Genomic DNA, 26,594 nt, shown 5'->3' on the forward strand with positions numbered 1-26,594 from the left:
CGAAACGCTCAGTCCGGTTACCAGGGCGATGTTCAGACCAATATTCACTTCGGTCCTCCCAGCATCTTCTGCGCGCCGAAATAGATTACCAGGCCAATGCCGATGACGATCAGCAGGCCAAGCAGCTTGAAAGTCAGCTTGAGCGCCCAGCCGAGCACGACGATGCCGCCGATGACCGCGAGGATGGTGATGAGGGTGTTCTTGTTCATGCCCATTCCCCCCGATAATCGTGATTCTCGTCGACCATCGCCGTCAGCGTGGTCGGCCCGCCGGCAGGCTCGCTGCTCCTGCGCCCGGTGGTCGAGCCCGGCGGCGGGGTTTTGCCCGATGCCAGTGCCTCAAGGATCGCGGTGGTGCGGTCGTAATCGAGATCTTCGTAATTATCGTCGTTGATCTGCACCATCGGCGCGTTGGCGCAGGTGCCGAGGCATTCGACCTCAGTCAACGTGAACAGGCCGTCGGGCGTGGTCTTGCCCTTGATAAGGCCGTGATTCTTGCACGCCGAGAGCACATCGTCCGACCCGGCGAGCATGCACGGCGTCGTGCCGCACACCTGCACATGATAGCGGCCAACCGGCGCCATGTTGAACATGGTGTAGAAGGTCGCAACCTCATAGACGCGCATATAGGGCACGCCGATCGCGCGCGCGACGAACTCGATCACCGGAACCGGCAGCCAGCCCTGAGTTTGCGTCTCCGCACCGACCTGGCGCTGGGCGAGATCGAGCAAAGGGAGCGACGCCGATTGCTCGCGCCCCTTGGGATAGCGGCCGAGGATTTCGGTCGCCTTTTTCTGATTCTCGTCGGTCCACGCAAACGCGCTCCAGCGCGCGCGAGTCTCGGCTTCGTCGGGGATTTTGGGTGCTTCAGCCATTAACGGTTCCGGTCGGCTCGATTGCTCGGCGTGCGTAAAGGCCTTTACCAAAAGTTGCGAGGTTGAAGACGCCCATGGCACCGACAACCCACATACCCCAACGGGGCATGGCAATAACCTCAAAGACAACGAGCACACATATAAGAGTGAATGACAGCCAAGCCGTCAGCACTAATGCATTCCAAATTTTCACACTGCCGGCGATCACCGATCGCACTCCCCGAACACGATATCCATCGCGCCGAGAATGGCGGTCGTGTCCGCAAGCATGTGCCCCTTGGCCATGAAGTCCATCGCCTGGAGATGGCTGAACGCGGTCGGGCGGATCTTGCAGCGGTACGGCTTGTTGCTGCCGTCGGCGACCAGATACACGCCGAACTCGCCCTTGGGGCTTTCGGTCGCGACATAGACGTCGCCCGCTGGCACATGGAAGCCCTCGGTATAGAGCTTGAAGTGGTGGATCAGCGCTTCCATCGAGCGCTTCATTTCGGCGCGCTTGGGCGGCACCACCTTGCGGTCGAGCGACGCGATCGGCCCGTCGGGCATTTCATTGAGGCACTGCCTCATGATCCGTGCCGACTGACGCACTTCCTCGACGCGCACCATGAACCGGTCATAGCAATCGCCGCGCGTGCCGACCGGCACCTCGAAATCCATCTTCGCATAGACATCATAGGGCTGCGACTTGCGCAGATCCCACGGAATGCCGGAGCCGCGGATCATCGGACCGGAAAAGCCCCATTTCACTGCATCGTCGCGGCTGACCGTGGCGATATCGACATTGCGCTGCTTGAAGATGCGATTGTCGGCAACCAGGCTGATCGCGTCCTCGAACAGGCGCGGCAGGCGCGTGTCGAGCCAGTCGGCGATATCGGTCAGCAACTTGAGCGGCGTATCCTGATGCACGCCGCCAGGCCGGAAATAGGCCGAGTGCATGCGCGCGCCGGAGACGCGTTCGAAGAAGTTCAGACAGTCTTCGCGGATCTCGAACAGCCACAGGTTCGGCGTCATCGCGCCGACGTCCATGACGTGCGAGCCGAGATTGAGCATATGGTTCGAGATACGCGTCAGCTCAGCGAAGAAGACGCGGAGATATTGCGCGCGGATCGGCACTTCGAGATCGAGCAGCTTCTCGATCGCCAGCACGAAGCTGTGCTCCATGCACAAAGGCGAGCAATAATCGAGCCGATCGAAATAGGGCAGCGCCTGGGTGTAGGTCTTGTACTCGATCAGCTTTTCGGTGCCACGATGTAGCAGGCCGATATGCGGATCGACCCGCTCGACGATCTCGCCGTCGAGCTCCATCACCAGACGCAGCACACCGTGCGCGGCCGGATGCTGCGGACCGAAATTGATCGTGTAGTTCTGGATTTCGACGTCACCGGGGGTCGGATCGGCGGCATCCGTGCGGCGTTCGATCTCGTCGAGATAATCAGCCATTGTTCGTATCCGGCTTCTTGCGCGTACGCGGCTTGGAAGGCGCAGTGTCCGACGCGGTCGGCTTGGCGCGCGGCTTGCGCGGCGCCTTCACCACATCGGGATCTACGGGCTTGGGCTTCGCGTCAGGTTCGGCCTTGCCGGCACCGGTCTGCGCCGGAGTTTCAGTCGTTTTCGGCTTGGGTGGTGGCGCTGCAGCCTCGCTCTTCGCCGCGTCGGCCTTGACGATCTCGTCCGCCTTCAACGGTGTCGGCGCCCCCTTTGCTTCGGGCAACGCAGCCTTTTCGTCGCCGGGCAGGACGTACTCGGCCCCTTCCCAGGGAGAGGTAAAGTCGAAGGTGCGAAAATCCTGGGCGAGCTTGACGGGCTCGTACACCACGCGCTTCGCTTCTTCCGAATAGCGCAGTTCGACAAAGCCGGAGAGCGGAAAATCCTTGCGCTGCGGATGACCGCGAAAACCGTAATCGGTCAGGATGCGGCGCAGGTCGGGGTTCCCCTCGAACAGCACGCCGTACATGTCGTACACTTCGCGCTCGAGCCAGCCCGCGACCGGCCAGATGCCCGTCACCGACGGCACCGGCTTTTCCTCATCGGTCTGCACATGCACGCGGATACGGTGATTGCGCGTCAGCGAGAGCAGGCAATAGACCACTTCGAACCGTTCTTCACGATCCGGATAATCAACGCCGGCGATTTCCATCAGCTGCTGATATTCGAGGCCGGGCGTGTCGCGCAGCGCGATCATCGTCTCGACCAGGGAGACGCGATCGACATGAAGCGCGACTTCGCCGACCGCGTCGAGCGACGACAGCAACGCCGGGCCGAGCGCGCGGCCAGCGGAATCGATCACGCCGTCATTTGCGGCATAAGCCGGTGCAGGCGCCCTCACCGTTCGATGGTTCCGGAACGGCGGATCTTCCGCTGCAACTGCATGATGCCGTAAAGCAACGCTTCGGCAGTCGGCGGACAGCCCGGGACATAGATGTCCACCGGCACGATCCGGTCGCAACCGCGCACCACGCTGTAGCTATAATGATAATAGCCGCCGCCATTGGCGCACGAGCCCATCGAGATGACGTATTTCGGCTCCGACATCTGGTCGTAAACCTTGCGCAGCGCCGGCGCCATCTTGTTGCACAATGTGCCGGCGACGATCATCACGTCGGACTGGCGTGGGGACGCACGCGGCGCGGCGCCGAAACGTTCCAGATCGTAGCGCGGCATGTTCACATGGATCATCTCGACCGCACAGCAGGCGAGCCCGAAAGTCATCCACCACAGCGAGCCGGTGCGTGCCCATTGGAACAGATCCTCGGTCGAGGTGACCAGGAACCCCTTGTCGTTGAGCTCGCCATTGATGTCGTTGAGGAACGAAACATCGGGCAAGGTGCCGGCGGGCGGCGGCACAGTGAGTTCTACTCCCATTCCAGCGCTCCCTTCTTCCAGGCATAGACAAGGCCGAGCGCAAGCTCCGCGATAAAGACCATCATTGAAATCCATGCCGCCCAGCCGAGGGTGAACACGCTGACCGCCCAGGGATAGAGGAACGCGGCCTCGAGATCGAAGATAATGAACAGGATCGCGACGAGATAGAAACGCACGTCGAACTGGCTGCGCGAATCCTCGAACGCGGGAAAGCCGCATTCATATTCGGTCAGCTTTTCCGCAGTCGGTTTATGTGCGCCGGTAAAGCGCGCTGCGATCATCGGCAGGAACACAAAGGCGCTGGACAGGACGATGGCTACGCCCAGGAACAGCAGGATCGGCAGATATTGCGACAGGTCGAACAATGGGCATCTCGCATGTGCGAACAGATGCCGCGGCTTTAGGCCGATGGCCGTTACCGGGCAAGGCTTTGAGGGGTGAGAATGACTCGCAAATACCCGCCGGATCGGCGGGGCAAATGCCTAGCGCAACGCCCCGGCCAGCAGCTTGTGCAGCTTCGATTGCAGCACGTCGTTTGCCGCGAGATACTCGCTGCGCTCAACCATCTTCTCGCCGCCGCGGAAGTCGGTGACGAAACCACCTGCTTCCTTGATCAGCAGCATGCCCGCCGCTGTGTCCCAATGCTGCAGGTTCGATTCCCAGAAGCCGTCAAACCGACCCGCCGCAACCCAGGCAAGATCGAGCGATGCCGCGCCAAGGCGACGGATGCCCGCCACTTCGGGCGCGATCGCGCCGAAGATGCGGCTCCATTCGGCGAAATTGCCATGCCCCAGGAACGGGATGCCCGTTGCAATAAGCGAGTCGGCCAGGTCACGCCGTGCCGACACGCGCAGCCGCTCCGACTGAACCCAGGCGCCCCTGCCCTTTTCGGCCCAGAAGGCTTCATCGGTCAGCGGCTGATAGACCAGCGCCGAGGTGACTTCACGCTTACCGTTAGGCAAGGTTTCCTCGACCGCGATCGAGATCGCGAAATGCGGAATACCGTGCAGGAAGTTGGTGGTACCGTCGAGCGGATCGACGATGAAGCGCGGCTTGTTGGGATCGCCGGCAACTTCACCGCGCTCCTCCATCAGAAAACCCCAGTCGCGGCGCGCGCGCGACAGCTCCTCGAACAGGGTCTGTTCGGCGCGCTGGTCGGCCATGGTCACGAAATCGGCCGGGCCCTTGCGGCTGACCTGAAGCTGCTGGACCTCGTTGAAGTCGCGACGCAGCCGCGGCCCCGCCTTGCGCGCGGCGCGGTCCATGACAGTCATCAGGCCGGAATGGGAAACCATGATATTCTCCTCCCCTCCCGCACGCGGGAAGGGTCGGGTAAAGGGTATGTCACGCGAGCAGCGGTCGGGACAGGCCCTCCCTAAACTCCCGCGAGCGGGGTCAGTCAGCCCGCCTCACATAAGTCTGCTCGTACACATCGACGACGATGCGCGTGCCGGCGCCGATATGCGGCGGAACCATCACGCGGACGCCATTTTCAAGGATCGCAGGCTTGTAGGACGACGATGCCGTCTGGCCCTTCACCACCGCGTCCGCCTCGACGATCAGCGCTTCGATCGTGTCGGGCAGTTGCACCGAGATCGGGCGCTCTTCCCACAACTCCATCACGACATCCATGCCGTCCTGCAAGAACGCAGCGGCATCGCCGAGGATGTCGGCATCGAGCGTGATCTGCTCGTAATTATTCTTGTCCATGAAGGTCAGCGTATCGCCCTCACGGAACAGGAACTGGAAATCGACCGTGTCGAGCCGTACCCGCTCGACGCTTTCGGCGGAACGGAAGCGGACATTGTTCTTGCGGCCGTCGATCAGGTTTTTCATCTCGACCTGCATATAGGCGCCGCCCTTGCCCGGCTGGGTATGCTGGATCTTGACGGTCTTCCAGATGCCGCCTTCGAATTCGAGGATATTGCCGGGACGAATCTCGACCGCGTTGATCTTCATGGGAAACCTGCAAGCTGGAAAGAGCGAAGGGGCGGCCTTTAGCGGGAGGCGGGCTTTCCGGCAAGGTATGGGTAGGGATCGACATCCTCTCCCTCATACCAATGCTGTTCGGGTGTGGTACGCGTGAGGCCGAAATGAAGGTGATAATTGCCCGCACCCGCATTGCCGGTATCGCCGACAAAGCCGAGCGGATCCCCGGTTTTCACCCCCTGGCCTTCATGGAGGCCCGCCGCGTACCCAGAGAGATGGGCATAATAGTAAGTCCAGCCGCGACCTGGCGAGCGCACATAGATCGTTATGCCGCCCGCCGCGCTGGTCCATAATTTCTCGATCGTACCGGGCGCCGCGGCGATCACCGGCGTATTGGCCGGCGCCATAATATCGGTGCCATGATGCGCGCGCAGGCCATTGTCGCGCGGGTCGCCCCAATTGTCCTGCAATTGCTCGCGCGGCACGCCCGCGACGGGCATCGCGAGCACCGCATGTCCTGCGTCGGTCAGGACTATCGGCTCGGTTGCTTGCCGCACGACGGGCTGAGCGCGTTCTGACGGGGCATCGGGCAGAAAGACCAGCAGCGCCACCCATAGGGCGACCGGCACGCAGAATGCGATCAGCAGGCCATAGCCCAATTTACGAAACGTGCTCAGGGCTGGAACACCGCCGGCGTGCCGGGCTTGATCATCAGCGACAGCCGCGCCGCGTCCCAGTTGGTCAGGCGAATGCAGCCATGGCTTTCCGCGCGGCCCACCGTGCTCGGCTCCGGCGTGCCGTGGATGCCGTAATGCGGCTTGGAGAGATCGAGCCAGATCACGCCGACCGGACCGTTCGGCCCCGGCGGCAACCGTGCCGCCTTGTCGCTGCTGTCAGCGTCCCAGAACAGCTTCGGATTATAATGGAACGGCGGATTGTACGAGGCGCCTTTGATCGTCCATTTGCCGATCGGCAGCGGATCGTTGCTGCTACCCATCGTCGCCATGAACTGGCCGACCAGCTTGCCGTTCTTGTCGAGCACGCGCAGCACCTCGTCGGATTTGTCGACCACCACCTTCGCACCTTGCGGCTGATTGGCGTCCACATTCAGGTCGGAGAGTGTCTTACGCCAGTCGGCGGGCAGTTTCGGGTCATAGTCGCGCGATACCGGCAAGGCGTTGGGCACGACGAACGCCGACCCCGGCATCAGGCTAGCGGTCGGACCGTTCAGTTCCACCAGCACCTCAGGGGTGGTATGAAACATCTCACTCAGCTTCTCGAGCGCCGAGCGATAGCCCAGTGCGGGCAATTTGGCCTGCTCCGCGGGATCTTCCGGTATTGGATCAACGAAGGGCCCCTCGAGCGTTTCCGGCTCGAGTGACAGGTTCTTGGTTGGGCGAAGCCCGCGAAATGGATGGAGTGCACGCATCGTCGCGCGGTCCAGCACGCCGGTCTCTTTCAGGTTGCGCGACTCCTGAAACCCTTTCACCGCAGCGGCGAGCGATTTGCCAGTCCGGCCATCAAGCACGCCGGGCGAAAAGCCGAGATGGTCGAGAATGACCTGGGCATGAAGAATCGAGCGATCCAGCACTGGTGCCACTGCAGCTTTTGTTCCCTGCCCCACGGCACGAACGGGACCAATGGAGACTATTGCCAGACAAGCTGTTGCGATCGCGATTTTCCTCATCGTTTCAATCTCCTACATCTTGCTTCATGGAGACAACGATGATTGGGGGGCATGTTTCCGGCCTGGAGCATCCCGTTACACCTGTCCTGTCACGCCGCGCCCTGATTCGCGGTGCGGTTGCCGGCGGCGCGGCACTGATGATGCCGTTCCCCGCGCTTGCCGCAACTGATGAGTGGCGGCTGGCGCTTCGTAACGTTCATACCAATGAGAGTGTCGATGCCGTTTTCGTCCGCTCCGGTCGCCTGGTGCCGGAAGGCCTGGCCGAACTGAATCATGGCCTGCGCGACTGGCGCACCGGGGAGATGTTCCACATGGACCCGCAATTGCTCTCGCTGCTGGTGCAATTGCGCGAGAAGCTCGAAGTGACGGGATCGCGCAAGATCGACCTGATCTCCGGCTATCGCTCACCCAAGACCAATGCGGCGCTGCGCGCGCAGGGCGGCGAGCATACCGGGGTGGCAAACCAGAGCCAGCATATGCTGGGCAAGGCAAGTGACATCATGATTCCGGGCGTATCACTGGAACGGCTGCGTGGTGCGGCAATGGCGCTCGGCGGCGGCGGCGTCGGCTATTACCCGCGCGACGGCTTCGTCCATGTCGACACCGGACGCGTGCGCTACTGGTAAGCGCCTAGCGCGGCGGCCCTACGAATGCCGCTGACAGCCGGGCGGTCCGCGACTCGCCCAGATCGACGCCGGTGCCGTTTTCCGGAAGCGTGGAGAATTGTGCCACCCCGGCCGGGATCTTGACCCAGGGATATTTCGACCGCGTAAAATAATGCGCATCGGGCGCGAAGACTTCGCCCTGATCGAGCGTCCCGGCGCGAACGAAGCGCGCCTTGTCCCCGAACATCGGATGATCGGCATACAGCAGGGAGTCGCATACGCCACACCGCCACGCCCGCGTATCGCCAGCCTCTCCCCGCTCCAGGCGTCGGAGCAGCGGTTCGCCCTGGAGTATTTCGATCCGGTTGGTTTCGGTCATGATATTGATTGCGAACGCAGATCCGGTGATGCGCTGGCAATCGCGGCAATGGCAGCAATTGGTCATGATCGGGTCGCCGTGCAGGCGGTAGCGCGTCGCGCCGCACTCGCAGCCGCCGTCAAATGCCCTGCTCATCCCAGCACCACCTGAAACGCCTTGACCGCTGCAGCCTCGTCTCCGCCCCAAACCGCCTGCGATACGGCAAGGAAGTCCGCGCCGGCGGCGATCAGCGGCGCGGCATTGGCTGGTGTGATGCCGCCGATCGCAACGCAGGGCACCTCGAACACGGTCGACCACCAGCTCAGGATCACCGGGTCGGGTACATGGCTGACGGTCTTGGTCGTGGTCGGATAAAAAGCGCCGAACGCGACATAATCGGCACCGGCCTCCCCGGCTTCCATCGCGAGATGGCGGCTGTCGTGACAGGTGACGCCGATCTGCGCATTGGGGCCAAGCACCGAACGTGCCTCGCGCGGATCGCCGTCCTCCTGGCCGAGATGCACCCCGTCGGCTTCCAGCCGCTTGGCGAGCGAGATGCTGTCATTGACGATGAATGCCACATCATGCGCGGCACAGATCGAGCGTAGCGGCTCGCCGAGCCGTGCCGCCTCATGCTGATCTACATTCTTCACGCGGAACTGGAACGCCGCCACCGGGCCGGTATCGAGCGCGCGCGCCAGGCGATCGGGGAAGCCGCCGCCGACATCGAGCGGCGAAATCAGGTAAAGCTGGCACGGCGGGCGCCGGATATCGCGGGTGAAACGTGCAGCGAAACCCGGGTCGAGCGGGCCAAGAGGGTCTATGTCAGTCATGCCGGCGCCCCTAGCACGGCGATCAGAAAGCCGTCCCATTTCTTCCTGCCGACTGTCTGGACCGCCGTGGCGCTCAGCCGTGGCTCAGCGGCCACCGCCTCGAACAGGGCCCGCGTCCCCTGAATGCGCGGATCATCGCTGTCGGCATCAAGCACGCCGCCCTCGCGCACGACATTGTCGACGATGATCGTCGCGCCCGGCCGCGACAGCGCAATCGCAGCACGCAGATAGGCGACATTGCCGGGCTTGTCCGCGTCGATGAAGACGAAGTCGAACGGGCCTTCATCCGCCGCGATCATCGCGTTGAGCGTGTCCTCGGCCGCGCCGACGCGGATATCGACCTTGCCCGCCAAGCCTGCCTTGGCGATGTTGCCCCGTGCCACCTCGGCATGATGCGGCTCAAGCTCGAGCGTCACCAGCCGGCCATCCGCAGGCAGCGCACGCGCCAGCCAGATAGTGGAATAGCCGCCAAGCGTGCCGACCTCAAGGATACGCCGCGCACCGGCAATGCGCGCCAGCAGATGGAGCAGCTTCCCCTGCGGCGCCGATACGTCGATCGGGGGTAATCCGCCCGCCTCATTGGCACGCAGCGCAGAGGTCAGCGCTTCGTCGGGACCCAGCAGATGGGCCGCGATATACTCGTCGATACGGGTCCAGGCGAGATCGCTCATCCCCGTGGTCCGGCGACGCCGCTGATCGGCCGCGTCTCCGCACTACTGTCGAACTCCGCGATCAGCGGCCGCCCTTTGGCGATCGCCTCGCGCACAACGGGCAGCGTCAGCGACGCGTCATGCGCTGCCTTGTTCTCCCACACCTCGGTCACCCATAGCGCATCGGCATTGGCGAGGTCCTCGGCCACGACATAGCTGAGACAGCCCGGCATCGTGTCGGAACCGACAGTCAGCAGCGCGGCCAGCGCATCACGCTGGCCGGGTTTGGCGATCATCCGCCCGATCATACCGTACATATCGCCCTCCACCGCCATCGCGGACGACGGCAAGCCAACCAGCGCGATCGCAACGGCGCCGCCGACAACGGCGCGGCGCCCGACGATCATGCTATCGCTCACTCCTCGCCCTTGTAGATGCGAACGAGCTTTTCGAGCATCGCCAACGCTTCACCGCGCTCGCGCTGGAACGTGTTGCGGCCGATGATCGAGCCATTGCCGCCGCCGTCGCGGATGTCGCGCGCGTCCTGATAGACCGCGTCGGCGCCCTTGGCGGCTCCACCCGAGAAGACCACGATACGGCGGCCGGCAAAGCTCGACTGCACCACATGGCGCACCCGGTCCGACTGTTTCGACCAGTCGGTGCCTTCGTACATCGGCTTGGCTTCCTTCTGCTCGATATGGTCGCTCGGCAGCTTCACCTTGATGATATGTGCGCCGAGCAACGCCGCCATGTGCGCGGCATAGGCGCCGACATCGAGCGCGAGTTCGCCCGACTTGGGCAGTGCGCCGCCACGTGGATAGGACCAGATGACCGTCGCGATGCCGACCGACTTGGCTTCGGCGGAAAGTTCGCGGATCTGGCCGATCATGTCGAACAGGTCATCCGAGCCGGGATAGATGGTGAAACCGATCGCCGAGCAGCCGAGCCGCACCGCGTCCTCGACGCCAGCGGTCACTGCCTGGTTGGCGCCGGTCGCCCAGCTGTTCGAACTGTTGACCTTGAGGATGGTCGGGATCTGGCCCGCAAAGGTGGCCGCACCCGCTTCAAGCATGCCGAGCGGTGCGGCATAGGCCGACAGGCCGGCGTCGATCGCGAGCTGATAATGGTAATGCGGGTCATAAGCCGCCGGATTGACCGAGAAGCTGCGGGCCGGACCATGTTCGAACCCCTGGTCGACGGGTAGGATGATCAGCTTGCCGGTGCCGCCAAGCTTGCCCTGCATCAGGATGCGCGCGAGGTTCGCCTTAACGCCGGGATTGTCCGATTCATATTTGTCGAGAATAGCCTTCACGATCGGCGTCATCATAATCCCCTATACGAATGTGCTGGCGCGGCTGTTAGCGGGGCTGTGCGCGCGGGGCAATGTGCGGTGCGCCGAGGAGCACTTGACGCGCTATGGAACACATCACACTTTTTCGGTGACAGGGGGGATGGTCACATGGCGAATCGATTTTCGGCATTGTGCAAGACGTTGGGACTCGGCGTGATTGCGCTGACGCTGGTCGGCGCGAAGGTTCCCAAGGTCGGCGACATGGCGCCGCCGTTCGAAATCACCCTGGTCGACGGATCGAAGGTCACGCTGGATCAGTTGCGCGGCAACGTCGTCGTACTGAATTTCTGGGCAACCTGGTGTGTGCCATGCCGGGAAGAGTTGCCGTTGCTTGATCGCTATTACGAGGTACAAAAGAAGAACGGGCTTAAGATATTCGCCGTAACGACCGAGGACTCGGCACCGATCTATCAGTTGAAAAAGATGTTCGCGCTGATGAAGATGCCTGCGGTACGAAAAATCTCCGGCCCCTATGGCCGGATCAAGGCCGTGCCGACCAATTATATCATCGATCGCAGCGGCCGTATTCGCTACGCCAAGGCGGCATCGTTCAGCCTCGAAGACCTGAATACCAATCTGGTGCCGTTGCTGAACGAGCCCGTTCCAGCTTCCTGACGCGATAACGTTGCGACTCCGGACAGAAAAACGGGGAGAGGCCTGGCCCCCCCCGTTCTCCGTCAGTCACGCGGCTTGAGATGCACGAGCCGGTCGAGAATGGCATTGAGCCCCTCGCCCGAACTGGCGTGCACGTCGATCCGGCCGATCTTCTCGGTGACTCGCTCAAGGCTCTCGAGCTCCTTCAGGCGGAGCAGCGTGGGGTTGTCCTCCATCAGCTTCGCCGTGTTGAGCAACGAGCGCGTCGCCGCGGTCTCCTCGCGCCGGCGGATCAGGTTCGCCTGCGCGATCTTCTCCGCCTCGATCACCTTGTTGATCAGCTCGCGCATCTCGCCGGGAAGGATCACGTCCTTCACGCCGAGTTCGGTCACCGTCACGCCGATATCGCCAAGCTCGCGCCGGACATGATCGACGATCTGCGTATCGACCTTCTCACGGTCGTTGAGGACCTCGTCGAGCGTCCGTCCGCCCACGGCCTCGCGGACCGCGAACTGAACGAGCTTATAGATGTGCGCCTGGTAATCCGGCGTCGCGAGCGCGGCCTTCTCCACGTCGGCCACCTGCACGAAGCTGGTGAGCGTCACGCGGATCGAGATACGGTCGCGAGTCAGGATTTCCTGCGCGGTCACCTCGAGCGGTAATGGCCGGGTGTCGAGCGTCCGGGCAGTAACCTTGCGGCCGATCTGCCAATAGCCGTACCGGCCGGGCTTCAGCGTCTCGATGAGCTCGCCGTCGAAAAAGACGAGCCCCGCCTGTGCTTCCGCCACCGACACGATCGCGATCGCTGCGACCGTACCGGCCTCGGCCTTTTCGAACGCGACAAGCTGTGCCTTGCCCAGCCGCGGCTCGGCGAGCACGTCGAAGGTCTCGACGCGAACGTCATTCAGCACCTTCCACACATGCACTGCCTGGCCCGGCCGCGCGATCAGCGACGCACGGCCATCGAGCCACACCACCGCCGCCTGGCCTTCGCCGGGCCGCACGACCATGAAATACTCGGCCGCCATTTCCGAGTGCAGCTTCTCGATGATCGCGGCCCAGGGCGAATTGAACACGCCCTGTGCAGTGACGATCTCGGCACTGAGCCGGTTATCCCAATCCCAGAACGTATGACGTCCAGGGTCGAGCATCTGAAGCAGGCGGCCATCCTTTACGAGGAGGCCGCGCTGGTTCTCGGCAACAATGAATTCCTTGCGGATCATCGCCGTCCTCCTCTTCTTCCGCCAGGCCCAATTGCCAAGCGGGACGGGGCGGTTAGGCCCGGATCGTTACCGGCGCAAGCGCAAAATGCTGCACCGCAACATATAACGAAATGTGCATATCTTGAACCGTTTGCGTTGGGAGGTAGACCGGGAAAAGGTCGGCCGGGGGATGCTCCCCGTCTTCGCGGCGGTCCGGCGATTGAGGCGGGCCGGTTGGCGGTTGAGCGCCCCCACAGCGAACGGGCCATGACCCGAGCCTGGAAGAAGCGCCGCGTCGCCGCGCGGCTTGCCGGTATCCTCGCCGGCACAAAGCCGGAAACCGGTTGGCATCGGGGTCGCGCATCGGCCGAAGCTTCAGCGCATCTCCTTCAGCCTGAGCACCCCGCCGGCCTTCCCTATGAAGAGCCTTTTCACGGGCTTGTCTTGGAGCGGGATTCGAACCCGCTACACACAGATTAAAAGTCTGTTGCTCTACCGATGAGCTATCCAAAGGGACGGAGTCGAACCGTCTTCTCTTGCGTGATAGGCAAGTGCTCCCAATGAGCGCGATCCAATCATGGAACACGGCGCCGGCAGAGCCGACCGCGCCCGCGGGGTCTCACGAGCCCCAACGAAATGACCAAATCGGGGATAGCTTATGCTGCGTCGCAGCAAATGTCCAGAGTCAGCGAGAGAGCGCTGCGACCCCAGGCAATTCCTTGCCTTCCATCCATTCAAGGAACGCGCCGCCGGCAGTCGAGACGAAGGTGAAATCGTCGCCGACGCCGGCCTGGTTGAGTGCGGCCACCGTGTCGCCACCACCGGCCACCGACACCAGCGATCCGTCGCGAGTCAGCGCCGCTGCCGTCTTAGCCAGCGCAACCGTCGCCATATCGAACGGCGGCGTTTCGAACGCGCCCATCGGCCCGTTCCATACCAGGGTGCGGCAATTCTTCAGCACATCCGCCAATGCCTCGACCGCGGCGGGTCCGACATCGAGGATCATTTCATCCGCGGCGACCTCATGCACATTGACGGTGCGGACCGGGGGATTGGCGCGGAATTCCTTCGCCACCACCACGTCATAGGGCAGATGGATGGTGCAATTGGCCCGCTCTGCCGCGTCGAAAATCTCCTCCGCGGTGCCGGTCAAATCATGTTCGCACAGCGACTTGCCGACATCGACGCCGCGTGCCGCCAGGAAGGTGTTGGCCATGCCCCCGCCGATGATCAGGTGATCGACCCGCGCAACCAGATGCTTGAGCACGTCGAGCTTGGTCGACACCTTGGCGCCGCCGACCACGGCCGCGACCGGATGCTCCGGATTGCCCAGCGCCTTGTCGAGCGCATCAAGTTCGACCTCCATCGCCCGGCCAGCAAAGGCCGGCAGGACATGCGCCAGCCCTTCAGTCGAAGCATGAGCGCGATGCGCAGCGGAGAACGCGTCGTTGACGTAGAAATCGCCGAGCTTCGCCATCTCGGCGACCAGCGCGGGATCGTTCTTCTCTTCGCCGGCATGGAAGCGCGTATTCTCGAGGATCGCGACATCGCCAGCTTGCAGCGTGGCCACCGCTTCCGCGGCCTCCGCCCCGGCGCAATCGCCAATGAAGCGCACCGGCCGACCAAGCACCACTTCATAAGGCCTGGTCAGCATCGCCAGCGACAGGTCCGGATTGCGCTGCCCCTTGGGCCGCCCGAAATGCGCGAGGATCAGGACGATCGCGCCCTTGTCGGCCAGCTCGCTCACGGTCGGCAAGGTCGCACGCAACCGCGTGTCGTCGGTGACCGCGCCGTCCGCCATCGGCACGTTCAGATCCTCGCGGACCAGCACGCGCTTGCCGGCGACATCACCCATATCATCGAGTGTTTTGAATGGCCTGCTCATGCTTCTTCTATCCCGGTCACATCATCGACGAACGTCGTGCGGCAAATCAAAACCGCCGCCCCGACAACCGGGACGGCGGCATGGTGATCAGATGAACTTGGCCATCGCGCCGGCCGTATCGACCATGCGGTTGGAGAAGCCCCATTCATTGTCATACCAGCTGACCACCCGGACCAGCTTGCCGTCGAGCACGGCGGTTTCCAGGCTGTCGACGGTCGAGGATGCCGGCGTGTGCATCAGGTCGATCGAAACCAAAGGCTCATCGGTGTAATCGAGAATGCCCTTGAGCGGGCCGCTCTCCGACGCCGCCTTGAGGATCGCATTGACCTCTTCCTTCGTCGTGTCGCGCGACGGAGTGAAGGTCAGGTCGATCAGCGAGACGTCCGGTACCGGCACGCGGATCGCCGAGCCGTCGAGCTTGCCCTTCAGTTCCGGCAGCACTTCGCCGACCGCGCGGGCCGCACCAGTGGTGGTCGGGATCATCGACATGGCGGCAGCGCGCGCGCGGCGCAGATCGGGGTGGATCTGGTCGAGGACCTTCTGGTCATTGGTATAGGCATGAACCGTGGTCATCAGGCCGCGCTCGATGCCGATCGCATCGTTCAGCACCTTGGCAACCGGCGCCAGACAGTTGGTCGTGCACGACGCGTTCGAGACGATGTTGTGCCCAGCCTCGAGCTTGTCGTGGTTGACGCCATACACGACGGTCAGATCGACGCCCTTGCCCGGGGCGGAGATCAGCACCTTCTTCGCACCCGCATCGATATGCTTCTGCACACTCTCGCGATCCGTGAAGAAGCCAGTGCATTCGAGTACGATGTCGACGCCCAATTCCTTGTGCGGCAGGTTCGCCGGGTCACGCTCCGCAGTGACGCGGATGTGCTTGCCATCAACCACCAGGTCCTGGCCCTCGGCCGACACCTTGCCGGGATATTTGCCATGCACCGAATCGCGGCTGAACAGCCACGCGTTCGATTTCGCGTCGGCCAGATCGTTGATCGCGACGAGTTCTAGGCCGGTATCACCCCGCTCCAGCACCGCACGCGCGACAAGCCGGCCAATGCGTCCGAACCCGTTGATCGCAACCTTGATCGTCATAGTCTTCCTCCTGATCTCCTCAACCCGTTCGGGCTGAGCCTGTCGAAGCCCAAGCGCTAACCCTTCGACAAGCTCAGGGCGAACGGCTGGGCGTTAATTCCGGGGCATTAGTTCAATGCAGCAATAATCTTTGGCGTGATCGCCTCTGCGGTCAGGCCGAAATGCTCATATAGTGGCTCGATCGGCGCCGAGGCACCGAAGCTGTCGATGCCGAAGCGCAAGCCTGCATCGCCAGTGTAGCGCTCCCATCCCCAGGTCACGCCGGCCTCGATCGACACCCGCAGCACGCCGTCGGGCAGCACATCCGCGCGATAAGCGTCGCTCTGCGCATCGAAGCGCGAGGTGCAAGGCATCGAGACGACATCTGCGCCGATGCCATGTTCCTCCAGCCGGTCAGCGACCGATACTGCGATATGCACTTCGGATCCGGTCGCGATCAGCACGACGCGGCGCGCGGCATTGGCCTCGCGCAGGCGATAACCGCCCTTTGCGCTGAGCATCTCACCGCCGGTGCGCAACTGTTGCAGATTCTGCCGCGTCAGCGCGAGCAGGCCCGGGCCGGTCTTCTTTTCCAGCGCCAGCGCCCAGCATTCCGCGGTCTCGACCGCATCGCACGGGCGATACACGTCGAGATTGGGGATCATGCGCAAGCTCATCAGATGCTCGATCGGCTGGTGCGTCGGGCCATCCTCGCCCAGCCCGATAGAATCATGCGTCATGACATAGATCACCCGCGCATGTTGCAACGCCGACAGGCGGATCGCGGGGCGGGCATAATCGCTAAACACCAGGAAGGTGCCACCATAGGGAATGACCCCGCCATGCAGCGCCATGCCGTTCATCGCCGCGCTCATGCCGAATTCGCGGATGCCGTAATAGACATAACGCCCGGCATAATCGTCGCGCGTCAGTGGCTGCTGACCTTTAGCCTTGGTATTGTTCGATCCGGTTAGGTCGGCCGATCCACCGAGCATTTCGGGCACCAATGGCGTCAGGACGTCAAGCGCCAGTTCGGACGATTTGCGCGACGCGACATTCTGCGGCGTGCTGGTCCAGCCGGCAAAGGTATTGGTGACGACATCGCCCGCCGGCAGGTCACCGGCCATGCGGCGTTCGAATTCAGCACGATCCGAATGACTTGCCAGCCGGTCCTGCCAGTCCTTGCGAATCGCGCCGCCGCGCGCGCCGGCCGCCAGCCAAGTGTCACGGATGTCCGCCGGAATCTCGAACGGCGCCGAACTCCAGCCCAATGTCTCGCGCGCCGCCGCGACTTCCGCCGCGCCCAATGCCGCGCCGTGCGTCGCCGACGTGCCCTGCTTGTTCGGCGCGCCCTTGCCGATGATGGTGTGGCACTGAATCAGCGATGGCCGCGGATCGGCCAGCGCCTCGTCCATCGCCCGCGCGATATCGGCGGTGTCATGGCCGTCGCACGACACGACATGCCAGCCGCTGGCGCGGTAGCGCGCCGGGATATCTTCGCTGGTCGACAGGCTGGTCGCGCCGTCGATGGTGATCTTGTTGTCGTCCCACAACACATTGAGGCGACCAAGGCCGAGATGCCCGGCCAGCCCGACCGCCTCATGGTTGATGCCTTCCATCAGGCAGCCGTCCCCGGAAATCACCCAGGTGTTGTGATCGACCAGGCTGTCATCGAACGCCGCGTTCAGATGACGCTCAGCGACCGCCATGCCGACCGCCATGGCAAAGCCCTGCCCCAGCGGGCCGGTTGTCGCCTCGACACCGGGCAGTTCGAAATTCTCCGGATGGCCGGCGCAGGGGCTGCCGAGTTTCCGAAACCGGCGGATATCGTCCATCGTCGGGCGCGCATAACCGGTCAGGTTGAGCAGCGCGTAGATCAGCATTGAGCCATGCCCGGCCGACAGCACGAACCGGTCGCGATCGGGCCAGGCCGGATCTGCCGGATCGAATTTCAGATAGCGGGTGAACAGCACCGTCGCGACATCGGCCATGCCCATCGGCATGCCGGGATGTCCGGAATTGGCCGCCTCGACGGCGTCCATCGCAAGCGCGCGAATGGCATTGGCGAGATCGGTATCGGATGCGGACATCGGTTTCCTCGGGTTACCGGGCCCCAAAAGCTCCTGGCGCAAAAGTCTTGGTTGGGGGTAGCCGGCGAGTCGATAATGTGCGCGGTCTTTGCGGTGACCCGCACGCTGCGTCAACCTTATGGTCCAAATCGATCTTGTCGCAGCGCGAAGCCGTGCTATCGCAACAACATGGCCGATGCCCTTTCTTCCGCCACCGACCGTATTGAGGTCGCCATTGCCCGGATCGAAGCCGCGATGGCTGCCCGGCACCGGGCGGCCGGGGTCCTTGCCATCCGCCATGAAGCGCTGCGCAGCCGCATGATCGAGGCGATCGCAGCGCTCGATGACATCATCGCGCAGGAAGATATTGCGCAGGAGGGTGAGGACTGATGGCCGATGTCACGCTGACCATCGGCGACCGCCGCCACACCGTCGCCTGCCGCGATGGCGAAGAGGATCAACTGCTCCGCATCAGCAGCATGCTCGATGCGCAATGGGCAGCCGCGTCGCGCGCTGCAGGCGGCCTCAACGCCGAACGCACGATGCTGTTCATCGCGTTGATGCTCGCCGATTCGCTCGACGAGGCCCAGAACCGCCCGCCCCAAGGCGCCAGCAGCGCGCTGCTCGACCGACTTGCCGACCGGCTGGAGGGGCTGGCCGAAGCACTTGAGAATTAACCTCTCAATCCCTATAACAATAAGTGGCGGGCACTGCCCGGTACGAGCCTTACCGATTATCCCTGAGGCGATTATTCTTCCTAGGGGGTTGTCCCTGCGCAGGTCTTGGCCTGTCGTACATGATCCCCACCTGATGCTAACGGCGTCAGAGGATATTCAGGCAAACGGCCACGGTGGTCCCGCCACAATCACCGCATTTTGAGATGATGGCCGACAAGCAAGCCTTGCGCACCGCAACGCGCGCTGCCCGCGATGAATTCGTTGCGGCGACGCGACCGGCGATGGCCCTGCCGCCGGCCTATCTGGCGCGGCTGTCGCATGGGATGACCGTGGCATCTTATGTCCCGATGGGCAGCGAGGCCGATCCGAGCCCGCTCGCGCGTGCCGCAGTCGAGGCCGGGTGCATCATTGCCCTGCCCCATATCGTCAATCGCGCGACCCCAATGCGCTTCCTCAGCTGGGATACCGAGGCGGCGCTGATCGCCGGGCCGTTCGGCTTGCATCAGCCGGCCGAGCAGGCTGCCGAACTCAGCCCGGATATCATTCTCGCCCCGCTGGTCGCGTTCGATCGCTCGCTCAACCGGCTCGGCCAAGGGGCCGGCTATTATGATCGCGCGTTCCTGCGCTTTCCCGACAGCTGGCGTATCGGCATCGCCTGGTCGATACAACAGGTCGAATCACTACCCGTCGACTCGTGGGACGTACCGCTCCACGCCATCGCCACCGAAGAAGAATGGATCACCCGATGACGCCCAGTTGGCGCAAACCGGTCGGCATGCTGGCGATTCTGGCGATGATCACATTCTGGGTCGTGCTGGTGGCCACCGCGTCGGACTGGGTCGGCAGGTGGCACTGGCTGCTGCAGCTTGCCTTTTACCTCGTCACCGGCATCGTCTGGCTGTGGATCCTTCCGATGCGGCGCATGCTGCTGTGGATGGAAACCGGGCGCTGGCGCCAGGCGGAGACGGGCAATGCGACGCGAGTTGGTAAAGGCTGACATTCTCGCCCGCGGAGGGGATGCCGCACTGCTCCTCTCGCGGGTCGTGATCGGCGCGTTCCTTGTCTGGGGCACCTGGGACAATGTGACCAGTGCCGAGCGAATGGACGAATTCGCGGCTTTTCTGCGTTACAATCGCTTCACAGCCCCCGAAATCATGGCCCCGTTGTCGGTCTGGGCGCAGTTCCTGACCGGCATCGCGCTCAGCATCGGCCTGGCGGCGCGCTGGGCGGGACTGGTCTGTGCGATCAATTTCATCGTCGCGCTGGTGATGGTCGATGCAGCTCTGGGGATTCGCGGTGCGTTCCCGTCGGTCGCGCTGATCCTGTTCGGACTGGTCTTCGCAACGATCGGCGCGGGAGCTTTTTCGATTGACCGGCTGATCGGCCGGCACCGCGTTCAGGGCCATTCCATCTAAAGAATGGCGCGAGTGACGGGGCTCGAACCCGCGACCTCCGGCGTGACAGGCCGGCGCTCTAACCAACTGAGCTACACCCGCTTATGAAGCGTGAGGCGCGGCACCTAAGCGAGGTGCCCTACCCTGTCAACAGACTGTTTATGCTTCGGGCAAATCATTCCGCCCGCGGCGCTTGCGTTGCTGGGTCAAGGTGCCGTGTTCGAACAGGAAACCGGCGATATCGGGCTTGCCGGCCGCGCCGATCACGGTCTGCAGGATGATCAGCAGTGGTACCGCGAGCAACGCGCCGGTCGTGCCCCATACCCATCCCCAGAAGCTCAATGAGATGAGAATCAGAATTGGGTTGATGGTCAGCCGGTGCCCGACGATGAACGGCGTTATCGCATTCGCCTCGATCAGGTGCGCGCCGATCATGATGATCGCGGGCAGCACCGCGACCCACACATCCTGGAACGTCATCAGGCCGCCGAGCAGCAGCAGCATCGCGGCAATGATCGGCCCGAAATAGGGAATATAATTGAGCAAGGCGACGATACCGCCCCACATCAGCGGGAACGGCATGTCGAGCAGCCACAGGGCAAAGGCGATGACCAGCCCGAGCGAGAGGTTGATCACCGTGATCGTGCCGAGATAGGCCGACACATCGTCGACCACGTCCTGAATGACCCGCGCGGTCGCCATCGCACCACCGAAGCTCGACCGGCTGGTGATCGTCTTCTTGCGCAGCCGGGTCCAGCCGGAGAGGAAGAAAAAGACCACCAGGATCGCGAAGAAGACCTGGATAATCAATGTCGGCGCCGAGGTCGCGGCGAGTTCCAGGATCGAATTGGGCGGTGCCGCCGCGACTGTCTGCGGCTGGCGCACCGCATCGTTCGCGGCCAGCTGGCGCACCGTGCGGTTGATATATTTTTCCAGCGTCGAATAGAGATCGAGTATCGGCTGGATGTTCATCTGGATGCGGTTGATCCGGTCGGGCAATTTGCGGAAAAACTCGATCGCCGGGACGATGATCGCCGCCAGCGCGATATTCGCCGCAACCAGGAACAACAATACGCAGGTCAGCGCCGCCAGGGCCGAGGGTACATGATGCCGCTCGAGCCATTCGAGCACCGGCACCAGCGCGATCGCAATGACCAGCGCGGCGGTGGTCGGCAGAAAAAACTCCGCCCCCGCTTTCAAGGCGAAGGGTAGCGCCAGCGCCAGGCCGATGCCGCAGATCAGGGTCAGGGCGGCAAGCAACCGGTCGCGGCGCATCGCGATCCGCGAATCCTCGCCCGCCTCGATCGTGCCGACCAGCGGCAGGCCGAACGCGCCGAACGTCGATGCCGGCGTGATCTTCGGCTGCTCGATCGGCTTTTGTTCTTCCGTCGCCTTGTCCGCCACCCGGTACCCGCCCTTCGCAATTCCCGGCGACACTAGCCTCATTCCCATGGCTTGTAATCCCGGTCGGTCCTGTTTCGTGCGCATGCCCGATTTACGGCCGCCGCGCCGGTTGTCGCGATTGATTGTCGTGGGATATGGTCGCACCGCGCCATGTCGATAGAGACAGAGGCGGATGGGAGAGAATTCATGCGGCGGGAGCTCGATCAAAAGCGGACCCGCGCGTCATGAAAGCGCTCCGCATCATCGCAATCATCGGCGCCGTGCTGATCATGGTCGGCGAGGCGTACCGCACCTGGGGCACTGGTCGGCCAGTGCCCGCCTGGATGGATGACATGCTGCTCGGCACGATGATGATCGCTGCCGCCATCGCCGTCGGACGCCCGACAGTCGCGACGCGGAGCTTTTTCTCCGCTGCCTGGGGCGTCGCGGTGGGGATGGCCTATGGCAGTTTCTTCGGCAAATTGCTTGATCCGGCCAACAGTCATCCCGGTAATTTGCCGCTCGGATTCCTCACCTGGGCAATCGGCTTTGCCTTTATCGTGTCGATCGGCGGCCTGATCGCCAGCATCCTGCTTCCGAATCCCCCGCTTTTACATAAGGCGACAACATGAGCGACCTGATCCTGGTTATTGACGAAGGCACCACCTCAACCCGCGCCATGCTGTTCACACCCGATGGGAAATGCCTCGGCAGCAAGGCCAGCGAACTCACCCAGCATTATCCCGAGCCCGGCCGCGTCGAGCATGACGCGACGGAAATCTGGGAGCGGACCCTGGCCGTCACCCGCGCGATGGTCGATCAGGCCGGCGGTGCCGAGCGGATCGCCGCGATAGGCATCACCAACCAGCGCGAGACCGTGGTGTTCTGGGACCGCGAGAGCGGCGAGCCGCTGGCTCCGGCGATCGTCTGGCAGGACCGGCGCACCGCGGCGATCTGCCGCGACCTGCGCGAGGCCGGACATGAGCCTGCGGTGCAGGCCAAGACCGGGCTGTTGCTCGATCCCTATTTCTCGGGTTCGAAGATCGGCTGGGCGATGCACAACTGGCCGCAGCTGAAGGAGGCCGGCAATCGCCTCGCCATCGGCACGATCGAAAGCTGGCTGATCTGGAAGCTGACCGCCAGGGAAAATGGGGGTGGCGCGCACATCACCGATGCGACCAACGCCAGCCGCACCGCACTGATGGCGATCGGCAGCGGGCATTGGGATGACGGGCTGATCGAATTGTTCGGCGCGCCGCGCAAGGCGCTGCCCCAGATCGTCGATTGCGCCGGGCACTTCGGCGAGACGACATTGTTCGGTGCGGCAATCCCGATCTGCGGCATTGCCGGCGACCAGCAGGCCGCGACGATCGGCCAGTCCTGCCTCGAACCGGGCGAAACCAAGGCGACGTTCGGCACCGGCGCGTTCGTGCTGACTCAGGCCGGCCCGACCCCGCCCACCTCGCGCAACCGCCTGCTCTCGACCATCGTCTGGCAATTGGGCGGGCGCCGCGCTTATGCGCTGGAGGGGTCGGTGTTCGTTGCCGGCAGCCTGATCAAATGGCTGCGCGACGAGATCGGCCTGATCGGCACCGCTGCCGAAACCGAAGCGCTGGCGCGCAGCGTGCCGGACAATGGCGGCGTCTATCTCGTTCCCGCTTTGTCGGGCCTTGGCGCCCCATGGTGGCAGCCCGAGGCGCGCGGCGCGCTGTCCGGGCTCAGCTTCTCGACCAGCAAGGCGCATATCGTGCGCGCCGCGCTGGAGGCGATGGCGCATCAGGCGCACGACCTGAAGACCGCCTTTGCCGCCGACGGGGTCGATTGGCAGAGCGTGCGCATCGATGGCGGCATGGTCACCAATGACTGGATGGCGCAGGATCTCGCCGACATTCTCGGCGTGTCGGTGGAACGCCCGAAATTCGCCGAGACGACTGCACTGGGCGCGGCAATGCTGGCCGGGGTCGGATGCGGCCTGTTCACCGGGCTTGAGGATGCCAGCGCGATGCGCGGCAGCGTCGAGACGTTCGAACCGGCGATCGATGCCGATGCGCGCGAACGGCGGCTGGAGGGATGGAAAGCGGCGGTCGACAAGGTGGTCGGCTGACTCTGGCTATCAGACGGCAACTGAGTAGTCCGGTGGGGCGAAGAGGTGATAGTGAATCGCCCAACCCTGAAGCGTTTCCGCGGTGATGAGACCTACGCGCGGCTCGTTGCCAGACTCTCGGCATTCGGCCATATCGATCCGGGGCAAGGAAATAGCAGGTGCGGGCCTGCAAGTGATTAAACTGTAGGGGGAAATATTGGCAAACTGGAAATTAGCGGTTTCGCCGCTCGCCTCGCTTGCTTTGATATCTTGCGGCGGCGGATCGGAGTCTGCGTCGCCGATTCCAGTCGTAACCACTCCAACCCCGACACCGACACCGACACCGACACCGACACCGACACCGACACCGACACCGTTGCCGGCACCAACGATTCGCGCCTACTCGAGCGCCATCGTTGCAGGAGAGTATTTTTTCCGTGACGGCAGCACCTCCTTCTTGGCGCGTGGATTTGGTAGCCGTAGCGGCTTTTATTATCCTGGATTTGCCGATCCGCTGCTTGCTTATAGCTACTCAAATGATCCTGCTCGCCCTGCAAATTCGGATTTAACCGACAACGACAAAGAGATTGAAGGTTACGACCAAATCACCTCGTCCTATGTGCACATGACAGCGCCCAAGGCAGCGCGAGTCATCACGCCATTGACGACAATGCTTCGCACAGTGGATCAGGAAAAGCTCAAGGTACAGTTTGGCATCGTGGGACAAACCTTCGGCCTGCAGTCCAATCCCAATCTCCTGACCTACGATGCCATCAGTGAACTCGAATCGGGAGATGCCTCGCGACGGCAGGACGCCATCAAGATGCTGGGCTTTCATATCCGCGCAACGGCGCTGGGCTTGGTACTGGGATACATCACTATAGGGCCGAATCCCTATCAGGGCGATGTACCTCAATATGATGCCGTCGGCGCGAGCCTTTCGGCTTTTCCCCAAAGATATGTTTTCAACAATGCTGATTTGGCCGTAATCTTCGATAATCTCCAAACGCGCCCCCCCCGCGCGGGGCTTCCGTGCTGATGTTCTGACTGCAGCGGCACACCTGGTGATTATCTACGCCAATACGGTGTCAACGGAACTTACTGCCACCAATACCCCGCAATATACGAATGGCGTACGTGGCTTTTTGATGTCCAATATAGCACGACTTTTTCGAGAAAACTCTGCGGTTGTGGCATCCGAGATGATGCAACTGAATTCATCCGACGTTAAACTTCAAACAGCCAAATACGCTCCGACTCTTCCGTTTCCAACCAGTGCCGGATTATTTACCTCTACGAACTTCTACACGCTCAAGGTAGGAATGCCTTTGACGCTCCGGACAATATTCCAATCATCTCCAACATATGACCAGCATTCTTATGTACCGACACTTGATGATTTTGAGATCAATACAGATTCCAGCGCAAGCTCTCAGTATTACCTGGGACTACGGCTCGTATCTGTCTCTGTTCCGCAAGATAATTCAAACGACATAACGGCAAAACTACAGCCAGACGGCACCATCGTGATTACGCCTTCCAGCAATTTTCGAAACATCAGCTATTTCGATTATGTCGCAGCCTCTCGCTCCGGTGTACAGCAGTCCGGCCGCGCGTTCGTCACGGCCCAACCTTAACTGTTATGGCGGGCATATTCTGCCAGCAGTTGGATACGGTCAAGTATCTGATATGTATATAAATTACATCGCCAAGTGACGAGAACGGCGGCATACGAGATATGGGACACAACCGGTGTAACATATCTCCCCCGACCGTCCTCGCCGCATGGCGTCGACGACGATTCAACCATAGCCGAGGATCGGGCACATCTCCATCTGCCGGACTTGCACCGGCACGCTCTTTCTCTTTGTCGATAGCAGGGCCGCCGCAGCGCCACCGGTACAGGTGTCTCATATGGTCCGTGATGCGCCGGGTCTTTGACCTTCAGCGAAAATGGACCACGACATTGGACGCGGGCCATTCGCGTGACTTGCGCGTCGGTCCCGTCGATTGCCACGGCTTGCTGCCAAGTGCGCCGATATCGTCATACCGGCCGATCTCGGTATAGGCATCAATCACGAAGGGGATGCCTTCCGCTTTCAGTGGATCGAGGCTGTCGGCGACGTGCAGATGAAGGTGCGGGCCGGTCGTGTCGCCACTGAAGCCCAGCGCGCCGATCGCCTGCCCGCGACGGACTCGCTGCCCGACCTTCACCGCGATGCTGCCCGGCCGCAGATGCTCATAGAAAGCGTAGCGCCCCTGCCCCAGGTCGAGCGCGACATAATTACCCGATCCGTCGCCGAGCACATGGTCGGGATTGCGCGCGATCGACGCGCTTTCGACCATCCCGTCGCGCACTGCCGCGACCCGCGCATCGGCGCCGGCCAGGACCGGCGCATCATAGCCGATCGTCTCCGCCGGACGATCGGGATCGCCCCGGCTTGTACGGCCGGCATCGTCGAGGCCGACCCAGTCGATCGCATAGCGTCCGGGAATGCGCGCCTTGCCGTCCAGCGTATAGACCACCCGGCGATGGCCGCGCGGCCAGTCTGGCGACTGCACCGCCGCCCAGGGTCCCGCCGCCAGTGGCGGCGCCAGCGTCACGGGTGCAGTTTGGTTTACCATAATGGTCGGAATTTCGAGACGCAGCGGGCATGTCTCGCACGCCGCGATATAATCCACCGTGTGACCGATCCGCCGTGGCACCGGCCCGGTCAGTTCGACGTAGAGGACAGCTCTCGCGCCCGGCTGGATCGTCACCCGCGCCGCGCCCGGATCGTCCTTCGCCCCGGTGAGCGGGATCAGATTCGCCTGCAACGGGCGGCGGCTGAAGCTCCTGAGAGTCTTGCCGGTATCAGCGTCAGTGACAAGAATGCCCCGCACCGCCAGCGGCGTTGCGGCAAAATTCGTCAGATGAATCTCATAGCGAACTGCTTTCTCTCCGTTAGTCGCGACGATCTGGGGCGCCTGCGGCACACTGACGTCGAACGATTCAGACAGCGGCTCGCTTCCGGCCGCGCCCAGCAAGACCGGCGCAGCGCAAAGGATGAGCGGACGGAGATATCGCATCGACGCGGTCTA

General features: G+C 62.8%; 33 protein-coding genes, 2 tRNA genes and 1 other RNA gene. 12 read left to right on the forward strand and 24 right to left on the reverse strand.

Annotated features, from left to right (window positions below):
* Nucleotides 1-44 precede the first annotated feature (44 nt).
* From ACRECS_RS14145 to ACRECS_RS14195, 11 genes are all read right to left on the reverse strand, one after another.
* Nucleotides 45-209, reverse strand: coding sequence for a hypothetical protein (locus tag ACRECS_RS14145; protein ID WP_431583596.1), 165 nt, complete (start codon nt 207-209; stop codon nt 45-47).
* A complete protein-coding gene (locus ACRECS_RS14150; RefSeq protein WP_431583597.1) occupies nt 206-874 on the reverse strand; it encodes a complex I 24 kDa subunit family protein in 669 nt (222 codons plus the stop codon). The genes ACRECS_RS14145 and ACRECS_RS14150 overlap by 4 nt, the downstream gene beginning before the upstream one ends.
* A complete protein-coding gene (locus ACRECS_RS14155; protein WP_431583598.1) occupies nt 867-1,082 on the reverse strand; it encodes a hypothetical protein in 216 nt (71 codons plus the stop codon). Before ACRECS_RS14155 ends, ACRECS_RS14150 begins: the two co-directional genes overlap by 8 nt.
* Nucleotides 1,079-2,314 carry an NADH-quinone oxidoreductase subunit D gene (locus ACRECS_RS14160; RefSeq protein WP_431583599.1) on the reverse strand — a complete coding sequence of 412 codons (1,236 nt, stop codon included), beginning with the start codon at nt 2,312-2,314 and terminating at the stop codon, nt 1,079-1,081. The genes ACRECS_RS14155 and ACRECS_RS14160 overlap by 4 nt, the downstream gene beginning before the upstream one ends.
* Nucleotides 2,307-3,200 carry an NADH-quinone oxidoreductase subunit C gene (locus ACRECS_RS14165; protein WP_431583600.1) on the reverse strand — a complete coding sequence of 298 codons (894 nt, stop codon included), beginning with the start codon at nt 3,198-3,200 and terminating at the stop codon, nt 2,307-2,309. Before ACRECS_RS14165 ends, ACRECS_RS14160 begins: the two co-directional genes overlap by 8 nt.
* Nucleotides 3,197-3,736, reverse strand: a complete 540-nt coding sequence (locus ACRECS_RS14170; RefSeq protein WP_187763874.1) for a NuoB/complex I 20 kDa subunit family protein — start codon at nt 3,734-3,736, stop codon at nt 3,197-3,199. Before ACRECS_RS14170 ends, ACRECS_RS14165 begins: the two co-directional genes overlap by 4 nt.
* Nucleotides 3,727-4,101: an NADH-quinone oxidoreductase subunit A gene (locus tag ACRECS_RS14175; RefSeq protein WP_431583601.1), complete on the reverse strand. Its 375-nt coding sequence runs from the start codon at nt 4,099-4,101 to the stop codon at nt 3,727-3,729. Before ACRECS_RS14175 ends, ACRECS_RS14170 begins: the two co-directional genes overlap by 10 nt.
* Before the next feature lie 117 nt (nt 4,102-4,218).
* Nucleotides 4,219-5,031, reverse strand: coding sequence for an inositol monophosphatase family protein (locus ACRECS_RS14180; RefSeq protein WP_431583602.1), 813 nt, complete (start codon nt 5,029-5,031; stop codon nt 4,219-4,221).
* Between the two features lie 100 nt (nt 5,032-5,131).
* On the reverse strand, nt 5,132-5,695 hold the full coding sequence (gene efp / locus ACRECS_RS14185; RefSeq protein ID WP_187763878.1) for an elongation factor P: 564 nt from the start codon (nt 5,693-5,695) through the stop codon (nt 5,132-5,134).
* A 38-nt stretch (nt 5,696-5,733) separates the two neighbouring features.
* Nucleotides 5,734-6,324 carry a M23 family metallopeptidase gene (locus ACRECS_RS14190; RefSeq protein WP_431583603.1) on the reverse strand — a complete coding sequence of 197 codons (591 nt, stop codon included), beginning with the start codon at nt 6,322-6,324 and terminating at the stop codon, nt 5,734-5,736.
* Nucleotides 6,325-6,338: 14 nt separating this feature from the next.
* Nucleotides 6,339-7,352, reverse strand: a complete 1,014-nt coding sequence (locus ACRECS_RS14195; RefSeq protein WP_431583604.1) for a L,D-transpeptidase family protein — start codon at nt 7,350-7,352, stop codon at nt 6,339-6,341.
* A gap of 38 nt (nt 7,353-7,390) precedes the next feature.
* Here ACRECS_RS14195 and ACRECS_RS14200 point away from each other — a divergent pair, with 38 nt between their 5' ends.
* Nucleotides 7,391-7,978: a DUF882 domain-containing protein gene (locus ACRECS_RS14200; protein ID WP_431583605.1), complete on the forward strand. Its 588-nt coding sequence runs from the start codon at nt 7,391-7,393 to the stop codon at nt 7,976-7,978.
* Nucleotides 7,979-7,982: 4 nt separating this feature from the next.
* On the opposite strand, the gene ACRECS_RS14205 is transcribed toward ACRECS_RS14200, so the two are convergent.
* The 5 genes from ACRECS_RS14205 to ACRECS_RS14225 are packed head-to-tail and all read right to left on the reverse strand — an operon-like array spanning nt 7,983 to nt 11,122.
* Complete coding sequence (locus tag ACRECS_RS14205) at nt 7,983-8,471, reverse strand: GFA family protein (protein ID WP_431583606.1); 489 nt, start codon at nt 8,469-8,471, stop codon at nt 7,983-7,985.
* Entirely contained in the window at nt 8,468-9,148 is a 681-nt protein-coding gene (thiE, locus tag ACRECS_RS14210; protein WP_431583607.1) for a thiamine phosphate synthase, read from the reverse strand. The genes ACRECS_RS14205 and thiE overlap by 4 nt, the downstream gene beginning before the upstream one ends.
* On the reverse strand, nt 9,145-9,819 hold the full coding sequence (locus ACRECS_RS14215) for an O-methyltransferase (RefSeq protein ID WP_431583608.1): 675 nt from the start codon (nt 9,817-9,819) through the stop codon (nt 9,145-9,147). Before ACRECS_RS14215 ends, thiE begins: the two co-directional genes overlap by 4 nt.
* A complete protein-coding gene (locus tag ACRECS_RS14220; RefSeq protein ID WP_431583609.1) occupies nt 9,816-10,217 on the reverse strand; it encodes a putative quinol monooxygenase in 402 nt (133 codons plus the stop codon). Before ACRECS_RS14220 ends, ACRECS_RS14215 begins: the two co-directional genes overlap by 4 nt.
* On the reverse strand, nt 10,214-11,122 hold the full coding sequence (locus tag ACRECS_RS14225; RefSeq protein ID WP_187763885.1) for a class I fructose-bisphosphate aldolase: 909 nt from the start codon (nt 11,120-11,122) through the stop codon (nt 10,214-10,216). The genes ACRECS_RS14220 and ACRECS_RS14225 overlap by 4 nt, the downstream gene beginning before the upstream one ends.
* A 135-nt stretch (nt 11,123-11,257) precedes the next feature.
* Here ACRECS_RS14225 and ACRECS_RS14230 point away from each other — a divergent pair, with 135 nt between their 5' ends.
* The gene (locus ACRECS_RS14230) at nt 11,258-11,764 is read left to right on the forward strand and encodes a TlpA family protein disulfide reductase (protein WP_431583610.1); all 507 of its coding nucleotides are present in this window, start codon (nt 11,258-11,260) and stop codon (nt 11,762-11,764) included.
* Nucleotides 11,765-11,826: 62 nt separating this feature from the next.
* Here the strand turns inward: ACRECS_RS14230 and ACRECS_RS14235 are convergent, their stop codons facing one another.
* The 5 genes from ACRECS_RS14235 to tkt all read right to left on the reverse strand — a co-directional run bounded on the left by ACRECS_RS14235 (nt 11,827) and on the right by tkt (nt 17,997).
* Nucleotides 11,827-12,966 (reverse strand): slipin family protein, encoded by a 1,140-nt coding sequence (locus ACRECS_RS14235; protein ID WP_431583611.1) that lies wholly within the window; start codon nt 12,964-12,966, stop codon nt 11,827-11,829.
* Between the two features lie 420 nt (nt 12,967-13,386).
* Nucleotides 13,387-13,458: transfer RNA gene (locus tag ACRECS_RS14240), tRNA-Lys, on the reverse strand.
* 172 nt (nt 13,459-13,630) lie between these two features.
* Nucleotides 13,631-14,830 carry a phosphoglycerate kinase gene (locus ACRECS_RS14245; RefSeq protein WP_431583612.1) on the reverse strand — a complete coding sequence of 400 codons (1,200 nt, stop codon included), beginning with the start codon at nt 14,828-14,830 and terminating at the stop codon, nt 13,631-13,633.
* Nucleotides 14,831-14,917: 87 nt separating this feature from the next.
* Nucleotides 14,918-15,928 (reverse strand): type I glyceraldehyde-3-phosphate dehydrogenase, encoded by a 1,011-nt coding sequence (gene gap / locus ACRECS_RS14250; RefSeq protein ID WP_431583613.1) that lies wholly within the window; start codon nt 15,926-15,928, stop codon nt 14,918-14,920.
* 107 nt (nt 15,929-16,035) lie between these two features.
* On the reverse strand, nt 16,036-17,997 hold the full coding sequence (gene tkt, locus ACRECS_RS14255; RefSeq protein WP_431583614.1) for a transketolase: 1,962 nt from the start codon (nt 17,995-17,997) through the stop codon (nt 16,036-16,038).
* A gap of 168 nt (nt 17,998-18,165) precedes the next feature.
* On the opposite strand from tkt, the gene ACRECS_RS14260 reads away from it, so the two are divergent.
* From ACRECS_RS14260 to ACRECS_RS14285, 6 genes are all read left to right on the forward strand, one after another.
* A complete protein-coding gene (locus tag ACRECS_RS14260; RefSeq protein ID WP_431583615.1) occupies nt 18,166-18,366 on the forward strand; it encodes a hypothetical protein in 201 nt (66 codons plus the stop codon).
* Nucleotides 18,366-18,653, forward strand: coding sequence for a cell division protein ZapA (locus ACRECS_RS14265; RefSeq protein WP_431583616.1), 288 nt, complete (start codon nt 18,366-18,368; stop codon nt 18,651-18,653). Before ACRECS_RS14260 ends, ACRECS_RS14265 begins: the two co-directional genes overlap by 1 nt.
* 27 nt (nt 18,654-18,680) lie before the next feature.
* Nucleotides 18,681-18,837, forward strand: a non-coding RNA gene (gene ssrS / locus ACRECS_RS14270) — 6S RNA.
* A 22-nt stretch (nt 18,838-18,859) separates the two neighbouring features.
* A complete protein-coding gene (locus tag ACRECS_RS14275) occupies nt 18,860-19,402 on the forward strand; it encodes a 5-formyltetrahydrofolate cyclo-ligase (RefSeq protein WP_431583617.1) in 543 nt (180 codons plus the stop codon).
* On the forward strand, nt 19,399-19,650 hold the full coding sequence (locus ACRECS_RS14280) for a DUF2842 domain-containing protein (RefSeq protein ID WP_431583618.1): 252 nt from the start codon (nt 19,399-19,401) through the stop codon (nt 19,648-19,650). Before ACRECS_RS14275 ends, ACRECS_RS14280 begins: the two co-directional genes overlap by 4 nt.
* Complete coding sequence (locus ACRECS_RS14285) at nt 19,625-20,068, forward strand: DoxX family protein (RefSeq protein WP_431583619.1); 444 nt, start codon at nt 19,625-19,627, stop codon at nt 20,066-20,068. The genes ACRECS_RS14280 and ACRECS_RS14285 overlap by 26 nt, the downstream gene beginning before the upstream one ends.
* A 4-nt stretch (nt 20,069-20,072) precedes the next feature.
* Here the strand turns inward: ACRECS_RS14285 and ACRECS_RS14290 are convergent.
* Both ACRECS_RS14290 and ACRECS_RS14295 read right to left on the reverse strand, forming a co-directional pair.
* Nucleotides 20,073-20,149 (reverse strand) — tRNA-Asp (locus ACRECS_RS14290).
* 57 nt (nt 20,150-20,206) lie between these two features.
* Nucleotides 20,207-21,322 (reverse strand): AI-2E family transporter, encoded by a 1,116-nt coding sequence (locus ACRECS_RS14295; RefSeq protein ID WP_431583641.1) that lies wholly within the window; start codon nt 21,320-21,322, stop codon nt 20,207-20,209.
* A 353-nt stretch (nt 21,323-21,675) separates the two neighbouring features.
* Here ACRECS_RS14295 and ACRECS_RS14300 point away from each other — a divergent pair, with 353 nt between their 5' ends.
* From ACRECS_RS14300 to ACRECS_RS14315, 4 genes are all read left to right on the forward strand, one after another.
* Nucleotides 21,676-22,062 carry a hypothetical protein gene (locus ACRECS_RS14300; protein ID WP_431583620.1) on the forward strand — a complete coding sequence of 129 codons (387 nt, stop codon included), beginning with the start codon at nt 21,676-21,678 and terminating at the stop codon, nt 22,060-22,062.
* A complete protein-coding gene (gene glpK / locus ACRECS_RS14305) occupies nt 22,059-23,534 on the forward strand; it encodes a glycerol kinase GlpK (RefSeq protein ID WP_431583621.1) in 1,476 nt (491 codons plus the stop codon). The genes ACRECS_RS14300 and glpK overlap by 4 nt, the downstream gene beginning before the upstream one ends.
* Before the next feature lie 196 nt (nt 23,535-23,730).
* Nucleotides 23,731-24,552 carry a hypothetical protein gene (locus ACRECS_RS14310; RefSeq protein ID WP_431583622.1) on the forward strand — a complete coding sequence of 274 codons (822 nt, stop codon included), beginning with the start codon at nt 23,731-23,733 and terminating at the stop codon, nt 24,550-24,552.
* Between the two features lie 25 nt (nt 24,553-24,577).
* Nucleotides 24,578-25,150, forward strand: coding sequence for a hypothetical protein (locus ACRECS_RS14315; protein WP_431583623.1), 573 nt, complete (start codon nt 24,578-24,580; stop codon nt 25,148-25,150).
* A 307-nt stretch (nt 25,151-25,457) separates the two neighbouring features.
* On the opposite strand, the gene ACRECS_RS14320 is transcribed toward ACRECS_RS14315, so the two are convergent.
* On the reverse strand, nt 25,458-26,582 hold the full coding sequence (locus ACRECS_RS14320) for a M23 family metallopeptidase (RefSeq protein WP_431583624.1): 1,125 nt from the start codon (nt 26,580-26,582) through the stop codon (nt 25,458-25,460).
* Nucleotides 26,583-26,594: the final 12 nt, after the last annotated feature.

The organism is Sphingomonas sp., from assembly GCF_050725575.1.
Classification (GTDB): Bacteria; Pseudomonadota; Alphaproteobacteria; order Sphingomonadales; family Sphingomonadaceae; genus Sphingomonas.